Here is a 14,462-nt window from a genome sequence, read left to right on the forward strand (position 1 = left end):
GGCCCCGCTCCACGACATCCGCGATCAAGGAGAAATGATGACCGTTTACACCGTCGCCCTCAGCAAGGGCGGCTCGAGCAAGACCACCACCGCGGCCGAGCTCGTCGCAGCTCTTGCAGCATCCGGCCGCCGGGTGCTGGCGATCGACCTCGATCAGCAGGGCAACCTCACGACTCGGCTGGGCGTGACGGACGACACCGAGGTCGCGGCCGTCGCGGCCGACGTCCTCACCGGTGACGCCTCAGCGATTGAGGCAGCCGTGCCGGCACCGTCCGTGCCCGGCGCCGGCGTTCTCGCCGGCACTCACGATCTCGCCACCCTCGACACACGACCCGAAGTGATCACCTCGCTGCGCGACCACCTGCCCGAGGTCGCGGGGGAGTGGGACGACGTCGTGATCGACACACCGCCGGCTCTGGGCTTGGTCACCCTCGCCGCCCTCGCGGCCGCCGACGTCGTGGTCGGCCCGGTCGAGTGCGCGACCGAGGCATACGACCAGCTGCGGCGCCTCGACGAGGTGATCGCGCAGCGCATCGCCCCGCGCATGCACCCGGGGCAGCGCCTGCACTGGATCGTGCCCACGAAGTACAAGCACGGGCGACTGATCGATCGCGAAGTCGTGGAGCTGCTCAACGAGCAGTACCCCGGCCGCGTCACCAGCCCCATCCGTGAGGCCGTGGCAGCGAAAGATGCGTACACCGACGGCAAGCCTGTGAGCGTCTATGCGCCCCGGCATCCGGTCGCCGAGGACTACGCCGACGCGCTCGCGCCGATCATCGGGCAGCCGGCGCCGACGCGCAAGACGCCGGCGCCCGTACCAGCCTGACCAGCAGCACACGGCAGACCAACCAGACTAAGGAGCACATCATGGCCCGCAAGAGCCTCCGCGACCGGAACACGGCCGCGATCGCCAACGAGGTGACGCCGAGTACCGACGAGCCGCGCCAGGACATCGAGGTTCGGCAGGAACACTTCGAGGCCGCCGAGCGCCTGGAGCAGGAGGAGGCCGCCGAGGCCCCCGCGCGCAAGGCCGAGCGGCAGAGCAAGGCGCGCGTCAAGTCCGGCGCCGAGGACACAGCACGTCTCGGTATCTACCTGACGCCGGTCGAGTTCGACGACGCCCGGGCGTCGTACCTGGCCGACTGGGCCAATGGGGGAGACGCGGACACTTTCGCGCGGTGGATCGCCGGCGCCCTGGACCGTCACGCAGCGCGCACCCCGAAGCAGCGCGCGGCGCGCGACCGCCTGCGCGGCCGCTCCGACGCGCGCACCGGCTCCACCAGGTCGTTCAGCATCCCGACGAGCACGATGCAGCGCATGCGGGCTGCGATCACCGCAGACCAGCAGGCCGGCCGGTGGCCCTCCGACAGCGCATGGTGCGCCGAGGCGATCGCCCTTGCGGTCGACGACGCCCGCAAGGCGAATGGCGGCACTCTGCCGACGCCTCCCGTGCGTCTCCCGAATCGCCTGGTGCGCTGACAGCGCAGGACGCCATGACCGCGCGCAGCTGCACACTGACGCTCGCGGCCGCAGCTGTCGCGCTCGCGCTCACCAGCTGCACACCCGCGGAGATCTCGACCACGCCCGCAGCCACGACGACGGCCACGGTCGTCGCCGTCGTCGACGGCGACACGATCGACGTTCAGACATCGACGGGGGAGGAGCGCGTGCGTCTGATCGGGATTGACACCCCCGAGATCTCTCGCGACGGCGGCGCCGACGACTGCTACGCGCAGGAAGCTCGCACGTACCTCGACCAGCTCGTACATGGTCACGACGTCGAGCTAGTCAGCGATCCCACCCAGGCCGACACCGACCAATACGGTCGGCTGCTGCGCCACGTGCTCATCGAGGGGCAGAGCGCAGCGCAGCTCGCGATCGAGGCAGGCGCCGGCACCGAGTACACCTACGACACCCCGTACGACCGACGCAGCGACTACCTCGCTGCGCAGGACCGCGCACAGGACGCCAGCGCCGGCCTGTGGTCCGCGTGTCCGTAGCAACGAGGAGTGGGCCATGCCCGAGGACAGAGCCGCCGACGTGGAGCGTCTGTGGAAGCACGTCGTGAAAGGCCCGGACCCCGACGACTGCTGGATCTGGACTGGTTCCGTTGGGGACGACGGATACGGGCGATTCTGGACGGCCGGCGATGGCATCCAACAACGCACCATGCGCCCTCAGAGGTTCCTCTATCGCCACCTCACTGGGATTGACCTCCCCCCGTCGACGATGCTGCTGCACCGCTGCGACGTCGCCCTCTGCGTGCACGTCGACGTCGACCCGGCCGTGTCGCATCTGCGGATCGGGGGAGCTGCTGAGAACCAGCGCGACGCCGCGCGCGCGGGACGTCAGCGCAACCGGTTCACGATCGAGAAGTACGCAAGTCTTCCGCGCGCCGACCGCGTGGCACGGTCACGCCGGCTGCGCGACACCGTGCGGGATCACGGGTGGGACCCGCAGCTGATTGCGCGCGCTCTCAGCGACGCCGGCACCGAGCACCCGACGCTCTGGTAACGACGCGCTCAGCGAACCTCCGCGTAGGGCTCGCCCATGACATGCACCCTCAGCTCAGGAGTGGTGACGGCGGCACCAAAGGAGCTGCGGCTGACGCCGATAACGCGCCCGGGCTTACCGGTCGCTTCGGACGCTGCGCGGTTGATTGAATCCACCGCATCCGCGAGAGGCACGGCCGCATCCTCGGCGGTCAGTGTCGGCCAGATGTCGCTCAGTCGCTCCGCGGTCGGTGCGTCTCGTTTCAGAGAGAGGTGCGCGAGTACTTCCATCTGCTCTTCGGTGACATTGAGTCGCTGCCAGTCGCTCATAAGCTCATCCCCCCGGATTCCTAACGCCTGCTACTCCGCGCTCTGCGTGCGCGGCTTGCGGGAACGGGTGGGGCGAGCGTTGGCGAGGCCGAGGCGCTTTAGCTCGGTCTCGGTCCAGCCCGCGGTCATCGCGTCGCGGCGCGCGGCGGCGACGTTCTTCTGTGCGGCGTCGAGCGCGGCGGCGGCTTCCTCGGCCGCGCTGATCGCGTGGGCGAGTGCTTCACCCTTCTCGATCTTCTCGGCTACCTGAGCTTCTACGACTTCACGAATGTTGAGCGCCATGCGCACAGCATAACCCGCGGTCGGCTCGGGAGGGGAGTGGGGAGGAGGCGCGGTCACGCATCGGGGTGCGTACAACTGGGAATGCCGCGTACGAACGGCGCGGCTTGTGGACTGCATCTCGCCTTCTCGAATCTCACTCAGCCTCTCTGAGAGACAGCGAGATTCGAACTATGCACAGTCTCAGAGTCCATCCGTTCCAGAGTGCATCTACGTGCATCCGATTTCTTCTCTCTTTCTCTCTCAGAGGGACCGATGAAATCGGATGCACGTATGCTACGGGCTTCGCCCATAGGTATGATCAGTACATGCGCGGGGGAGTGGTGTTCTATCGAGGAGCTGGTGCTGCTGCGCGCGCCTACCTCGAATCTGACCACTCACACGCCGATGAGTATTACCTCGAGAACGGGGATGCCGTCGCGCAGTGGACGGCCCTCGACAGCGCTGGAGCCGTTCGCTCGGAGGTGCAACTCGACGGCGAGACGTACCAGGCATGGGTCGACTGGCGTGACCCGGTTACGGGGGAGCAGCGAGGCGTTCCGCGCGACGAGGTACGCGTGTCGACGAACGGTGAGGTCGTCACCCGCCCGGCGTCACCGCGCTTCGCGGAGATGACGGTCAACTGTGACAAGTCGCTGTCGGTAGCGGCCGCTCTCGTGCCCGAGGTGTCGGCCGCGCTCAACGCCGCCCAGGCGGACGCTGCCGCCGCGATGGGCGCCTACCTTGCGCAGAACTCCGTGACCCGTGTTGGCCCGCGCGGAGCGCAGGAGTTCGTGCCCGTCGAGCGATTCGAGCAGGTGTCCGTGGTTCACCGCACTTCGCGCGCCGGTGACCCGCACCGCCACATTCACGTGCAGTGGAACACCCGCGTGTTCGCGGACGGGAAGTGGAGAGGGCTGCACACGGGAGCAACCTTGAAGCAACAGGGAGCGCTTCGCGGTGTGGCGGAGGCTGTCATCCACTCACACCCTGAACTGCGTGCCGCGCTGCGCACCGCTGGCCTCACGTTCGACGCATCAACAGGCAAGGTCGTCGAGCTTGCCAAGCACGCCGAACTCATGTCGAAGCGTGCCCTGCAGGTGCAGCAGAACGTGACGAAGCTGGAGCGCGAGTGGCGCGAGCTGCACCCGGGGGAGCAGCCGTCACAGGCGCTCGTGCGCGAGTGGGATCAGCAGGCATGGGCGATCGACCGGCCACACAAGACTCACGACACGGGCCGCGCAGAAGACCGTTGGATGGGTGAGTTGCACGACGCCGGACTGAGAACGTCGGGTTTCTCCGGGGGCAGGGGAGAGGGACACCTGTCGCTCGTCGACGTCGACCGCGCTGACATCGCACAGGTCGCGATCGCGCAGCTCGAGGAATCGAAGTCTGCCTGGTCTGTCGCTGACCTCGAAGGGGAGATCGGCGTCGTCCTCGGGCAGTCCGGTGTGATCGCTTCCCGTGAAGAGGTCGAGGCGTGGGTGACCGAGACCGCGGACGCCGCGGCGAGCACCCTTCTGCGTCTGGACATCGACTACCAGGGTGACGTGCCGAGCTGGGTCCGCTGGATCACATCGGAGCGCGTCGTCGCCGTCGAAGACGACCTACGACAGGCGTTCATCACACGCGGGCTGGACTCGGCACTGGTGATGAATGAACCCGTACTCGGAAGCCTCACTCAGGCGCAGTCGGACGCTGCGCGTGCTCTCGGCAGCGCCGCGCCCCTTGTCGTCGTCGAGGGAGCAGCGGGCGCCGGCAAGACCACCATGTTGAAGACGGCCGCGGAGTTGGCCGAGAGTCAGGGACGCCGGTTCGTCGTCGTCGCCCCGACGCTGCGGGCGGCACAGGAGGCCGGCGCCGCGCTCGGTACGGCTGCATCGTCGGCACACAAGCTCGCGCATGAACACGGGTTCCGCCGTGACGCCTACGGACGATGGACGCGGCTGTCGGTAGGGGAGCTGGACCCGTCGACCTGGCTCGAGTATCGCGGGCCGGCTGACGGCTTCCGCGTCGACGCGAACACCCGCATCATCGTCGACGAGGCCGGCATGATCGATCAGGACATCGCGCACGCGCTCGTCCAGATTGCGAACGAGAACGGCGCAGCTCTCGCGCTCGTCGGTGACCGCGCGCAACTGCCGGCAGTCGGCCGAGGCGGCGTGCTCGACATGGCCGTCGACGCCCACCCGACGCCGCTGGATCTCATCGACCTTCACCGGTTCGTCACGCCCGAGGGTGGCCTCGACACCGAGTACGCCAGCCTCACCCTGCAGATGCGATCCAGGGAAGCGCCGGCTGAGCTGTTCGACCAGCTTTATGACCGCGGGAACCTCGTCATTCACGAGACCATGGATGAGGCCCGGGCGGCAATCACCGACGACGCGATCGCCAGGGCACGTGCCGGCTCATCGGTCGCGATCGCCACGGCGACGAACGAGGAGGCCGCTGCTCTCAACGCTCTCATTCAGCAGGCGCACGCGCAGGCCGGTCACACCACCGCGGCGCGCGTGGATATCTCCGGAAGTGACCTGCTGACGATCCGTAACGGCGATCGGCTCATGACGCGCAAGAACGATCGTGAGCTCGGAGTCGCCAACCGCGACGTGTGGGCCGTGCAGCGTGTCCACCGCAGCGGCGAGGCCACCGTGAGCGATGGGAAGCGGGTCGTCACGCTGCCGGCGTCGTACGTGAAGGAGCACACGCACCTGGCGTACGCCTCCACCGAGTTCGGCGTGCAGGGCGCCACCGTGCAGGCCGGACACGGCATCATCACCGACTCGTCGAGCGCATCGGCCGTGTATGTGTCTGCCACCCGCGGCCGTGAGTCCAACACCCTTCACGTCGTCGCGGAAACTCGACTGCAGGCACGGGAGCTGTTCGTCGACGCGATGACGCGCGAGGCCGGCGATCGCGGCGTCGAGGCAAAGCGCGCCGGTGCCGACCGAGACCTGCAGGGCATGGCAGGGAGCCGCACTCACACTGAGAGCCAGCGTGCGCAGGCCGCGTGGTGGGGTGTCGACGTCGACAAGCCCACCGCCCGGGCTGCCGCATCGGGCAGGACCTCGACGCGCGAGACCGAGACTGCCCGGAAGCGGCAGAGCACGCGAGCTGCAGAAGCGACGACGCGCACCGTCCGCGACACCGAAGCCACCCGGGTTGCCCGCGACGCGGCCAAGGCGCGTCAGAGGACACGCGATCGCGGGCTGGACCGGTAGGGCCGGGCCCCGGAACGTCCGCTGCTGACGCCACGATGTAGCGGTGGGAATGAACAAGCGCTATCCGCATCTGCCGGCGCAGAGGGGTGAGCAGCGAGAGTTGCGTGAGGCGCGCAAGCGCGGCCCGTTGCGGACTCTCGACGCGCTACAGCTGCGGTTGCACGTGCAGCCCCTCACGATCGTTCCCGAGCAGACGCGCCTCTGGGGTCACGCCTGGCTCCAGTTCGGAGATACGAACGTGCGCTCCCTCGTTCAGGTGAAGCGCTGGACCGCGGATGCCGTGGGCGTCGAGGTGACGATCGACGACGAGACGCTGCGGTGCTGGATATGGCAGGGAGCGTGCCAGCGCATCTCTGCGCCGACCGACGTCTGGTGACTCTGCTCCGCGTGTGACTGAACCCACTCGGCGGGGAACCCGGCTGGTACGGCACCTGTGGGCTCCCCGCCTCGTTTGCGTTCAAACCAAACCAGGCCTAGAATTAAAAACCACCACAGTTTTATCTTCTAGGCGTCCTGGCTCAGTTCGAGTCGGGGCGCTTCTTCTTTGCGAAGAAGCGGTCCACGACGAGCCACCCGAGCGAGATCACTCGTGAGATGTCGCCGAGGAGAGAGAAGATGTTGATTACCCAGTCATCCATCTGGGAGGGCTCACCCCCTGTCGCCCCATGCGGGGGCGAGCGAAGGTGCCCGGGTGCCGGCGGGCTTCGTGTTCCTGTGCTCATCTCTCCAGTATACACGAGTGTGTGACACCGCACGATCAGTATACGCTACGTTAGCGCGTATTGTCAAGAAGAAAATTCGACGTGACACTCTGTGAATCCTGGCGGACTTTCGATGTGTACCCGCGCAGGTCGTTCCCACCGTCTGGTGACGTGGATCACCGGGAGGGCTCGACCTCCGCGACGGGGATCTCCGGCCGAGCGCGGACGAACCGCGCGACCTGGCGGAAGGACTGGCCCGTCATCGCCACGCCCTCGCCAGGGGCTAGCGATCTACAAAGGAACGTCCGCGCCCCGCTGGCCTAGGAGGTCGACGGCGTTGGAGAACGCTGTCGGATTTCGGGACGGCCAACTACCGGGGAAGAGGACGTACATCGTCGCCGCTCCGATTGTTGAGCGGTTGAACGTCTCCGCGATGAGCCTTCGCACCCTGTCGCCGCGCGACAGCAGAAGTCCCGTCGTCGGCGTCAACGCCACCGTGATGCGCTCAGCAGCCATGAGGCCCACTTGCCACCCGTACTGACGCTGGTCGTGCGTACGGTCCGGGTCGAGCCGGGAAGGGCACACCAGCATGTCGCCAAGGAGCAGTGACGGCTCCTCGTAGCGAACGACGTTCCAAGTGAACTCATCCAGGACGCGTCGGTACTCGGCCCACCGAGCCTTCACTTCCTCGTGAAGCTCGGGCATGAACTTCGCGTCCAGGTCCGCAGTGAACGTCGCGGCTTGCGCGAGAAACGCCCGACGGGCCGCATCAATCCCTGGCACGTGCGCGTAGCTCTCAAACTCCGGCGCTGTGCCGTCGTAGACGTGCTTCATCATCCCGAGCAGTTTTTCCGCGGCTGCCGGCTAGCTATCGGTAGAGGTAGCGATGACTGATCGTTTTGGCATAACACGCGGCAGGGGAGCAGCTAGCGGATCTATCAAGTGGCAAGACACTGTGCCCCGTCTCACGGAGACGGGGCACAGTGTGATGAGCGCTAGTGAGGAGCTAGCTCTCCATACCGCCAGCCGTTGGGGAGGGACCGGCACGACGGTCGTTTTCGGTTAGGCGCATCTGCGGATGGACCGGTCTCTCCGTCGCCCCACCGCCTGTGAGTGGCAGGGCGACGGAGATGCGAGCGATCACTCGGCGTCGACGACTCGGCGGCGGCGCGTATAGAGGAGCACTCCGCCCGCCACCAGCAGCAGCAGGGCTGCGCTGATGGTTCCGAGGGCGATGGTGCCACCGGTGGTTGCGAGCGGCGGAGGCACGTCCTCCGGCCACTCGGGAACGTCGCAGGCCGAGGCGTCAGCGATCAGATCGTTGTGATCGACCCCTGCTGTGTTCGCGAACCCGCCGCGATCGGTCGAGCCGGGTGCGGGGCAGGTCAGCGTGGTGCCGTCTGCCGCATCGGTGTCGAGTCGCGCCTCGACCGTGACCCGGTAGAGGTGGCTCGCACCGGCTGCCAGTGACACGTCCGTGGCGACGACGTTCTCTGCAGCGCCCGTCTCGCCCTGACCGGTCCACGTCGCCGCAGGGGTGACGCCTTCCGGAGCAGAGACGATGGTCGCGTCGAGAATTTCGATGCCGGCACCGTAGCGGAGCTGGTCGGTGAGGGTGTAGTCACCGGCCACTGCCCCGTCGTTGAGCACCGTGATCGTGTAGTTCACCGTCCACTGGCCGTTCGTGCCCTTGAGGGGTGCGCCGTCCATCGTCTTGGTGATCTTCGTCGAAGGCAGACCGGCGCAGTCGGTGTCGACGATCGTCCCGCCGGTCTCATCGGTCAGAGTGGCTGCGTTGTTCAGCCCCTGCTCGATGAAGTTGCCGCCAGGAGCAACCGTGCACGCCGGCGATCCTGCCCCGTCGTCACCGACGTCAGCGGGATCGAACGTCAGCGGGACGTTGGCGATCACGGTGACCCGGTAGACGTGCGGCGCGTACCCGTCGTCATCGAGGCCGGCGATGTCAACATCCGTCGCGATGCGCTGATCGCTGTCCCCGTTGAAACCGTTGTTGATGATGATCCCCTCGGGGCCGGTGACGGAGACGGAGGCCACGGCGACCTGCTTGGCGAACAGAAGTTCGTCGTCCAGGTCGTACGTTGTTGCCTCGTCGCCGGTGTTACCGACGGTGAGGTCGTAAACGACTTCCCACTGACCGTTGCCGATTGGCTTCGCCGAGATGATCGCCTTGTCGAGGGTCGGCTTGCCGGGGACGATGCACTCGGCGTCGTCATCATCCAGGCCGTTCCATCCGACAGTCGCGGTGTTGTTGAGCGTGCCCGGAAGCGACTCACCGTTCTCCGCGAGACAGGTGTCTCCGGCCGGAACCTCGATGCCCGCCAGGTTCACCGAGTACCGCACGGTCACCGAGTAGGTGTGCACGACCGGTGCACCCTCCGCGGCGCCCGCGATGGGCTGTCCGGTGACGATCCGCAGATCGTCGATGCCGTCGAATCCGCCGTTGATGGCAACCGGGTTCGGTGCGTCGGTGGTGACGTCCTGGATGCCAACCACGGTCACACCTTCACCCGGTGCGAGACGGTCGTCGAGGTCGTAGACCCCGGCGCCCGGACCGCTGTTGGTGACGGTGAGCTCATAGGTCGCGTCATACACGCCGTCCTGCCCGTCGACCGGCGTCACCGCACCCGAGAGCGACTTGGTGATTTCGATCAGCGGAGGAGTGACGCAGGCATCGGCATCCTGGTCCTCGCCGTTGTGCGTGAGACCGGCGGTGTTCGAGAACCCGCCCGGCTCGTTCGACCCCGGAGTGGGGCAGACGAGGTCACCCGGCGTGACGATCTCACGGTCCATCGATGCGACGACCCGCACCCGGTAGGTGTGCGCCTCACCGGCGTCGAGATCGACATCGGTGGAGATGACGTTCTCGGCTGCGTCGACCGCGCCCTGACCGGTCCAGTCGGGGTTGGTGGTGACACCGTCGGGACCGCTCACGACCGTGGCGGACTCGATCTCAATGCCGTTTCCGTACCGCAGCCGGTCGGTCATGTCGTACTGACCGGTCGCCTGGCCGGTGTTGGTGGCGGTGACGTCGTACTCGATGGTCCACGTGCCGTCGCCGTTGGCGATGGGGCTGCCGTCGACGACCGTCTTGTTCAGCACGATCTTCGGAAGCGACGGGCACACGTCATCCCGACCGGTGATGCCGTTGCTGGTTAGCGTCGTCGAGTTGCCCAGGCCGCCCGACTCACCCGATCCCGCCGGAGCGCAGACGAGCTCGCCCGGATCGATCGTGGCCTCGTCCATCTGCACGGTCACTTCCACCTGGTAGGTGTGGGATCCGCCGACCGAGAGGGTGACGTCTTCCGCGATCACGTTCTCGGTGCCGGTGTCGGCGCTGCCCAGACCGGTCCAGTCGGGGTTGACGTCGATGCCGTCCAGCGAGCGCACCTCGTGGTCGACGATCTCGATGCCCTCACCGAAGTGCAGGCGGTCGGTCACGTCGTAGTCGGCATCGGCGGCGCCCACGTGGGTAGCAACGATGTCGTACACGACGGTCCAGGTGCCGTCCCCGTTCGGGGTCGGGCCGGAGGAGACGGTCTTGTCGACCGTGACGATCCCGATCGTGATGCACGCGGTCGCGTCGTCGGTGAGATCGTTGTGCTCGATCTCGGCCGAGTTCGACAGGCCACCCGGACCACCCGGCTGCTCCTCAGAGCAGTCGGTGATGATCGGGGCACCCTCCGTGCCTTCGGCGATGCCGATCACGACCTCCACCTGGTAGGTGTGCACACCGCCCGCGGGCAGCGTCACCCCAGTGGCGATGTCGTTCTCGGGCGCACCTTCGGCCCCCAGGCCGGTCCAGGTCGGCGAGGTGGTCACGCCATCGGGCGCCGAGGTGACCGCGCCGGAGATGACCTCGAGGTCACCGTCGGCCGTCATGCGGTCGCGCACGTCGTAGACGCCCCCTTCGGCACCGGTGTTGGTGGCGACGATGTCGTAGGTCACCGTCCAGGTGCCGTCCCCGTTCGGGGTCGGACCCGACGACACACCCTTGGTGATGTCGATCGACGGGATCTCGGCACAGGCCTGGTCGTCTTCGGTCGCGCCCTCGGGGTCGGTCAACTGCGAGGTGTTATTGAACGCACGGTCCGCGTCGTCGCCGGCGGCCCCGCACTGCGTCGGGTCGTCCGCACCGGAACCGGCGCCTTCGAGCTGCAGCGGCACCGTGGCGATCACGGTCACCTCGTAGCGGTGCGCGGTGTAGCCGACGTCGTCGGTGCCGAGCAACGGCACGTCACTGGCTATCAGCGTCTCTCCCTGACCATCCCATGCGGGGTCGGCGAGAGTGACGCCCGCGGGCGAGGTCGTGACCTCGGCCGAGACGATCGTCGCCTGGTCGGTGAAATGCAGCGTGTCCGCCAGGTCGTAGCTCGTCGGGTGCGTCGACTCGTTGGTCACGTCGATGCCGTACACCAGCTCCCAGCGGCCCTCACCGATCGCGGTGGCCGAGACAAGCTCCTTCGTGTGGGTCGGGTCTCCATCCACCTCCATACCGGCGGGGTCACAGTTGATCGTGGGCGGCACCTGTGAGTCACCAGGGATCGCGGCCGTCGCGCAGGCGGTGTTCACGACTGTGTCCAGGCCTCCCTCGGTGAGGGTCATCTCGAATTCGTGGGCTTCCTCGGCCCCTGGCGCCAGCTCATCGACGGTGAACGAACCGTCGGGGAACAGGTCGTCGGTGATCTCGAGGTCGGTCAGGGTTCCTTGACCGGTGTTCACGATCACGATTCGGTACGGGACCTTGTCGCCGACCCGGTAGGTCGGATAGTCCTCGACCGTGTTGGCGTCATGCCACTCTCCGTCTGCGCCCATGACGTACTTTTTGAGCGAGGCGGAGTAGTAGTTCGCGACGGTGATCGGCGCAGAAGTGCGCATCACCAGTTCGGTGTGCTCGGAACGCGCCTGCGCCCGGTTGACGAGCACGTCGCCGCCCTCGACACCGTCTGTGGCGATGTTCACTGTGAACTGCTGGGTGCCACCGGCAGCCAGCTCGGGGCCCACTACGCGCACAGCGGTCGCGCTGGCGGTGAAGGTCGTGGTCCATCCGACAGTGTTGCCCGACGGATCGCCCGCTGCACCGTTGGAAGCATCCGCAGGGTCGTCCGACAGGGTGGCCGGGTCGGCCGTCGTGTAGTAAACGGTTGCACCAGCCGGAGCATCCACACCGGTCAGCTCGTAGTCACCGGTGAAGTCCGTGCCACGGTCGTCACCGGCGAACGGCAGGATGTCGATCGTGTCGGTGAAATCCTGCGGCAACGGGTCGAACGAGCGGAGCGTAACCGTCCACGAGCCCTCTCCGGTGCCGTCACCATTCAGGTTGGGGATATACGGGACGTCAGCCGTCTTACCGATGGACGTGTACCCGTTCGACGCAATCGTGATCTGCGCCGTTGCCGGGCGAGACGTCGCCCCGGAGACCGAGGCGACAGCGGAGTTCGTCAGCACGGTTCCCGGAGCGATGTTCGCCGCCGCGACAGCCTGATATGTGATCGCCTGCTGCACATTCGTCGGGACACCGTCAAGGACCCAGGTGAGCACCTGCTGGCCGGAACCGTTCGTGGTCACCGTCGGAGCCGGATCGGCGGATCCCTCGATGTAGGTCACCCCAACGGGGAGCGTGTCGACGATCGTGTAGTCGTCGACCGAGGTCGGTAGATTGCTCGCGACATTCGCCGAGTAGTTCAGCGAGAACGTGGTGGGCTGTCCTGGGTTCACCGCAGAGCGGTCCGCCGACTTCTCGATGAACGGGGTCGTCGAGACGATGCGGACGAGGTCGCGCCCGGCGCTGACAGTGCAGGGGTAGCGCAGACCCGGCGTCGGTGTCGCGCAGGTCGTGGGGGCGGACCACCCGGCACCCGCCTGGTTGTACATGAAGTTCCAGATGTCCTGGCCAGTGGCCACGTTCTGCTTCACGACCGATTCGACCACATATGCGGCGTGATTGTTCGGCAAGTTCGCCGCCTCGGCCTGTCCCTGCGTGAACGTGACTCGAACAGCCTTCACCGTGCTGAGGTCTGCAGGCTTGGTGGTGGTCCACCCGGCGGACCCACCACAATCAGGGAAAGCCTGCGGGTTGTAGCCGGCGCTGGTGGACGTGACCGTTGGGTGTGTGCCGACGTAATACTGCATCACCGAGCCGGGCACATCGTTCGTCGGGCGGAAATCGGCGAAGGTCAGGAACCGCGTGTCCAGCGGTGCACACATCCCGACCTGCAGGTTATCTGCCCGGTCAAATCCGGGAAGACCCGTGATCAGCCCTTGCTGGACGCGTGTGCCGGGAGAGACAACATACGTCGCGTCAAACGGCGAGCCACCTGAGCCTGTGTATCCGCGGCTCCAGGGGGACGTGAAGGCACCGGGGAACGTCCACGTCTTGCTCACCGTGTTGTTCGCGGCGTCGTCCTGCGCCGTCGAGGTGCCTGCCGCAGACGTGTACGTCGGCGCCGAGGACACCAGGTTCACGGAACCGCTCCCTGTGACGGCAAGACGCAGCCAGATCGTCCCACTCGTGAGCGTTATCTGGTCGGCCGGGAGGCCGGCGCCCGTCGAGTCCTTCGTGGGCGGGTTCGTCGGGTTGTAGTCGATCCCGGTCAAAGTGAGACGGAAGGTGTTCGGGCCGAGCTGCTGAATCGTGCAGGTGTCAACTGTGTCAGCCATCTGATCGGCGGGGTGAGAGCCGCCTGACCACGGGTGCCCGTTGGCGGCGAACTCGGTGAACGCGGTGCATCTGTTGGGCCCGACCGCGATACTCGTCGCGGCAGCAGACGAGATCTGCAGGTCGTAGCTCACCGTCTGGGGGCCGGCTTCGCTGCGCTTGTCCTTGCTCAGCGTCCACTGCAGCCCCAGGTCGACGATCGGGTTGGCGGTCCCGGCACCGCTGATCTGCGCCGGTCCGGTCGCGACAGCCCACCGAATGTCCATGCCGAAGTCGTTGACGATGTTAACCGGCGTCAGGTCGGCCGTCGTCCCGTCGATCGTGCCCGAACCGGTGAGCTGCGACCCCGTCTCGCCATCAGCGCGGATCGGGGTCTGGACCACGTGAGAAGTTCCCTCGTCCTTGGTCCCGATGTTGCAGATCATGGTCTTACCATCCGCGGAGATGCTCGAGACCGGGTCCACGCCACTTGTCAGACAGGAACTCGGCAGCTCCTCGAACGTGCCACTCTCGATCGTCAGCGTGAAGTTGACATTGTCGACGGGGTCATTTGCGGGGGCCTCGGCATCGTCGTTGACGTTGACGCGCCACTCAGCGGTGAGGACATCGCCGCTCTTCACGGTCGTCGCGGATCCTTCCGCCCACTGTGCGGTGATCTCATACACGGTGGCAGCCGATGCAGGCAGCGCCACGGCTGTCGTGAGACCAGTCATCGCGAACGTCGCCGCGATGGTGCCCGCGACGAGTCGCCGAACACGTTGCCGCGCCTCCCGGCGGCGCCGACGCA

10 protein-coding genes are annotated in these 14,462 nt (G+C 66.8%); 6 read left to right on the plus strand and 4 right to left on the minus strand.

Features of this window, described 5'->3' with window-relative positions; all coding sequences use genetic code 11:
• Window positions 1-37: 37 nt before the first annotated feature.
• Genes KZC56_RS17330 through KZC56_RS17345 form a run of 4 tightly spaced genes read left to right on the plus strand, consistent with a single transcriptional unit; the run spans window position 38 to window position 2,514 of the window.
• Complete coding sequence (locus KZC56_RS17330; protein WP_247639131.1) at window positions 38-826, plus strand: ParA family protein; 789 nt, start codon at window positions 38-40, stop codon at window positions 824-826.
• Window positions 827-867: 41 nt separating this feature from the next.
• Window positions 868-1,479 carry a hypothetical protein gene (locus KZC56_RS17335; protein ID WP_247639132.1) on the plus strand — a complete coding sequence of 204 codons (612 nt, stop codon included), beginning with the start codon at window positions 868-870 and terminating at the stop codon, window positions 1,477-1,479.
• A 14-nt stretch (window positions 1,480-1,493) separates the two neighbouring features.
• A complete protein-coding gene (locus KZC56_RS17340) occupies window positions 1,494-2,000 on the plus strand; it encodes a thermonuclease family protein (protein ID WP_247639133.1) in 507 nt (168 codons plus the stop codon).
• A 16-nt stretch (window positions 2,001-2,016) separates the two neighbouring features.
• Window positions 2,017-2,514, plus strand: coding sequence for a hypothetical protein (locus KZC56_RS17345; protein WP_247639134.1), 498 nt, complete (start codon window positions 2,017-2,019; stop codon window positions 2,512-2,514).
• 8 nt (window positions 2,515-2,522) lie between these two features.
• Here KZC56_RS17345 and KZC56_RS17350 read toward each other — a convergent pair whose 3' ends face one another.
• Window positions 2,523-2,822 carry a hypothetical protein gene (locus tag KZC56_RS17350; protein ID WP_247639135.1) on the minus strand — a complete coding sequence of 100 codons (300 nt, stop codon included), beginning with the start codon at window positions 2,820-2,822 and terminating at the stop codon, window positions 2,523-2,525.
• A 30-nt stretch (window positions 2,823-2,852) separates the two neighbouring features.
• Complete coding sequence (locus KZC56_RS17355; RefSeq protein ID WP_247639136.1) at window positions 2,853-3,104, minus strand: hypothetical protein; 252 nt, start codon at window positions 3,102-3,104, stop codon at window positions 2,853-2,855.
• Between the two features lie 305 nt (window positions 3,105-3,409).
• Here KZC56_RS17355 and mobF point away from each other — a divergent pair, with 305 nt between their 5' ends.
• On the plus strand, window positions 3,410-6,298 hold the full coding sequence (mobF, locus tag KZC56_RS17360) for a MobF family relaxase (RefSeq protein ID WP_247639137.1): 2,889 nt from the start codon (window positions 3,410-3,412) through the stop codon (window positions 6,296-6,298).
• A gap of 43 nt (window positions 6,299-6,341) precedes the next feature.
• Entirely contained in the window at window positions 6,342-6,674 is a 333-nt protein-coding gene (locus KZC56_RS17365; protein ID WP_247639138.1) for a hypothetical protein, read from the plus strand.
• Between the two features lie 616 nt (window positions 6,675-7,290).
• Here KZC56_RS17365 and KZC56_RS17370 read toward each other — a convergent pair.
• Window positions 7,291-7,836 carry a hypothetical protein gene (locus KZC56_RS17370; protein ID WP_247639139.1) on the minus strand — a complete coding sequence of 182 codons (546 nt, stop codon included), beginning with the start codon at window positions 7,834-7,836 and terminating at the stop codon, window positions 7,291-7,293.
• Between the two features lie 303 nt (window positions 7,837-8,139).
• The gene (locus KZC56_RS17830) at window positions 8,140-14,340 is read right to left on the minus strand and encodes a CLIPPER-2 domain-containing protein (protein WP_247639140.1); all 6,201 of its coding nucleotides are present in this window, start codon (window positions 14,338-14,340) and stop codon (window positions 8,140-8,142) included.
• Between the last annotated feature and the right edge of the window lie 122 nt (window positions 14,341-14,462).

Origin of the sequence: Microbacterium sufflavum (genome assembly GCF_023091155.1) — a bacterium.
Lineage (GTDB): Bacteria > Actinomycetota > Actinomycetes > Actinomycetales > Microbacteriaceae > Microbacterium > Microbacterium sufflavum.

Bases quoted from the DNA above. Each gene is read 5' to 3' on its own strand.
- KZC56_RS17330 (WP_247639131.1), top strand. From the start codon at position 38: ATGACCGTTTACACCGTCGCCCTCAGCAAGGGCGGCTCGAGCAAGACC.
- KZC56_RS17335 (WP_247639132.1), top strand. From the start codon at position 868: ATGGCCCGCAAGAGCCTCCGCGACCGGAACACGGCCGCGATCGCCAAC.
- KZC56_RS17340 (WP_247639133.1), top strand. From the start codon at position 1,494: ATGACCGCGCGCAGCTGCACACTGACGCTCGCGGCCGCAGCTGTCGCG.
- KZC56_RS17345 (WP_247639134.1), top strand. From the start codon at position 2,017: ATGCCCGAGGACAGAGCCGCCGACGTGGAGCGTCTGTGGAAGCACGTC.
- KZC56_RS17350 (WP_247639135.1), bottom strand. From the start codon at position 2,822: ATGAGCGACTGGCAGCGACTCAATGTCACCGAAGAGCAGATGGAAGTA.
- KZC56_RS17355 (WP_247639136.1), bottom strand. From the start codon at position 3,104: ATGGCGCTCAACATTCGTGAAGTCGTAGAAGCTCAGGTAGCCGAGAAG.
- mobF (WP_247639137.1), top strand. From the start codon at position 3,410: ATGCGCGGGGGAGTGGTGTTCTATCGAGGAGCTGGTGCTGCTGCGCGC.
- KZC56_RS17370 (WP_247639139.1), bottom strand. From the start codon at position 7,836: ATGATGAAGCACGTCTACGACGGCACAGCGCCGGAGTTTGAGAGCTAC.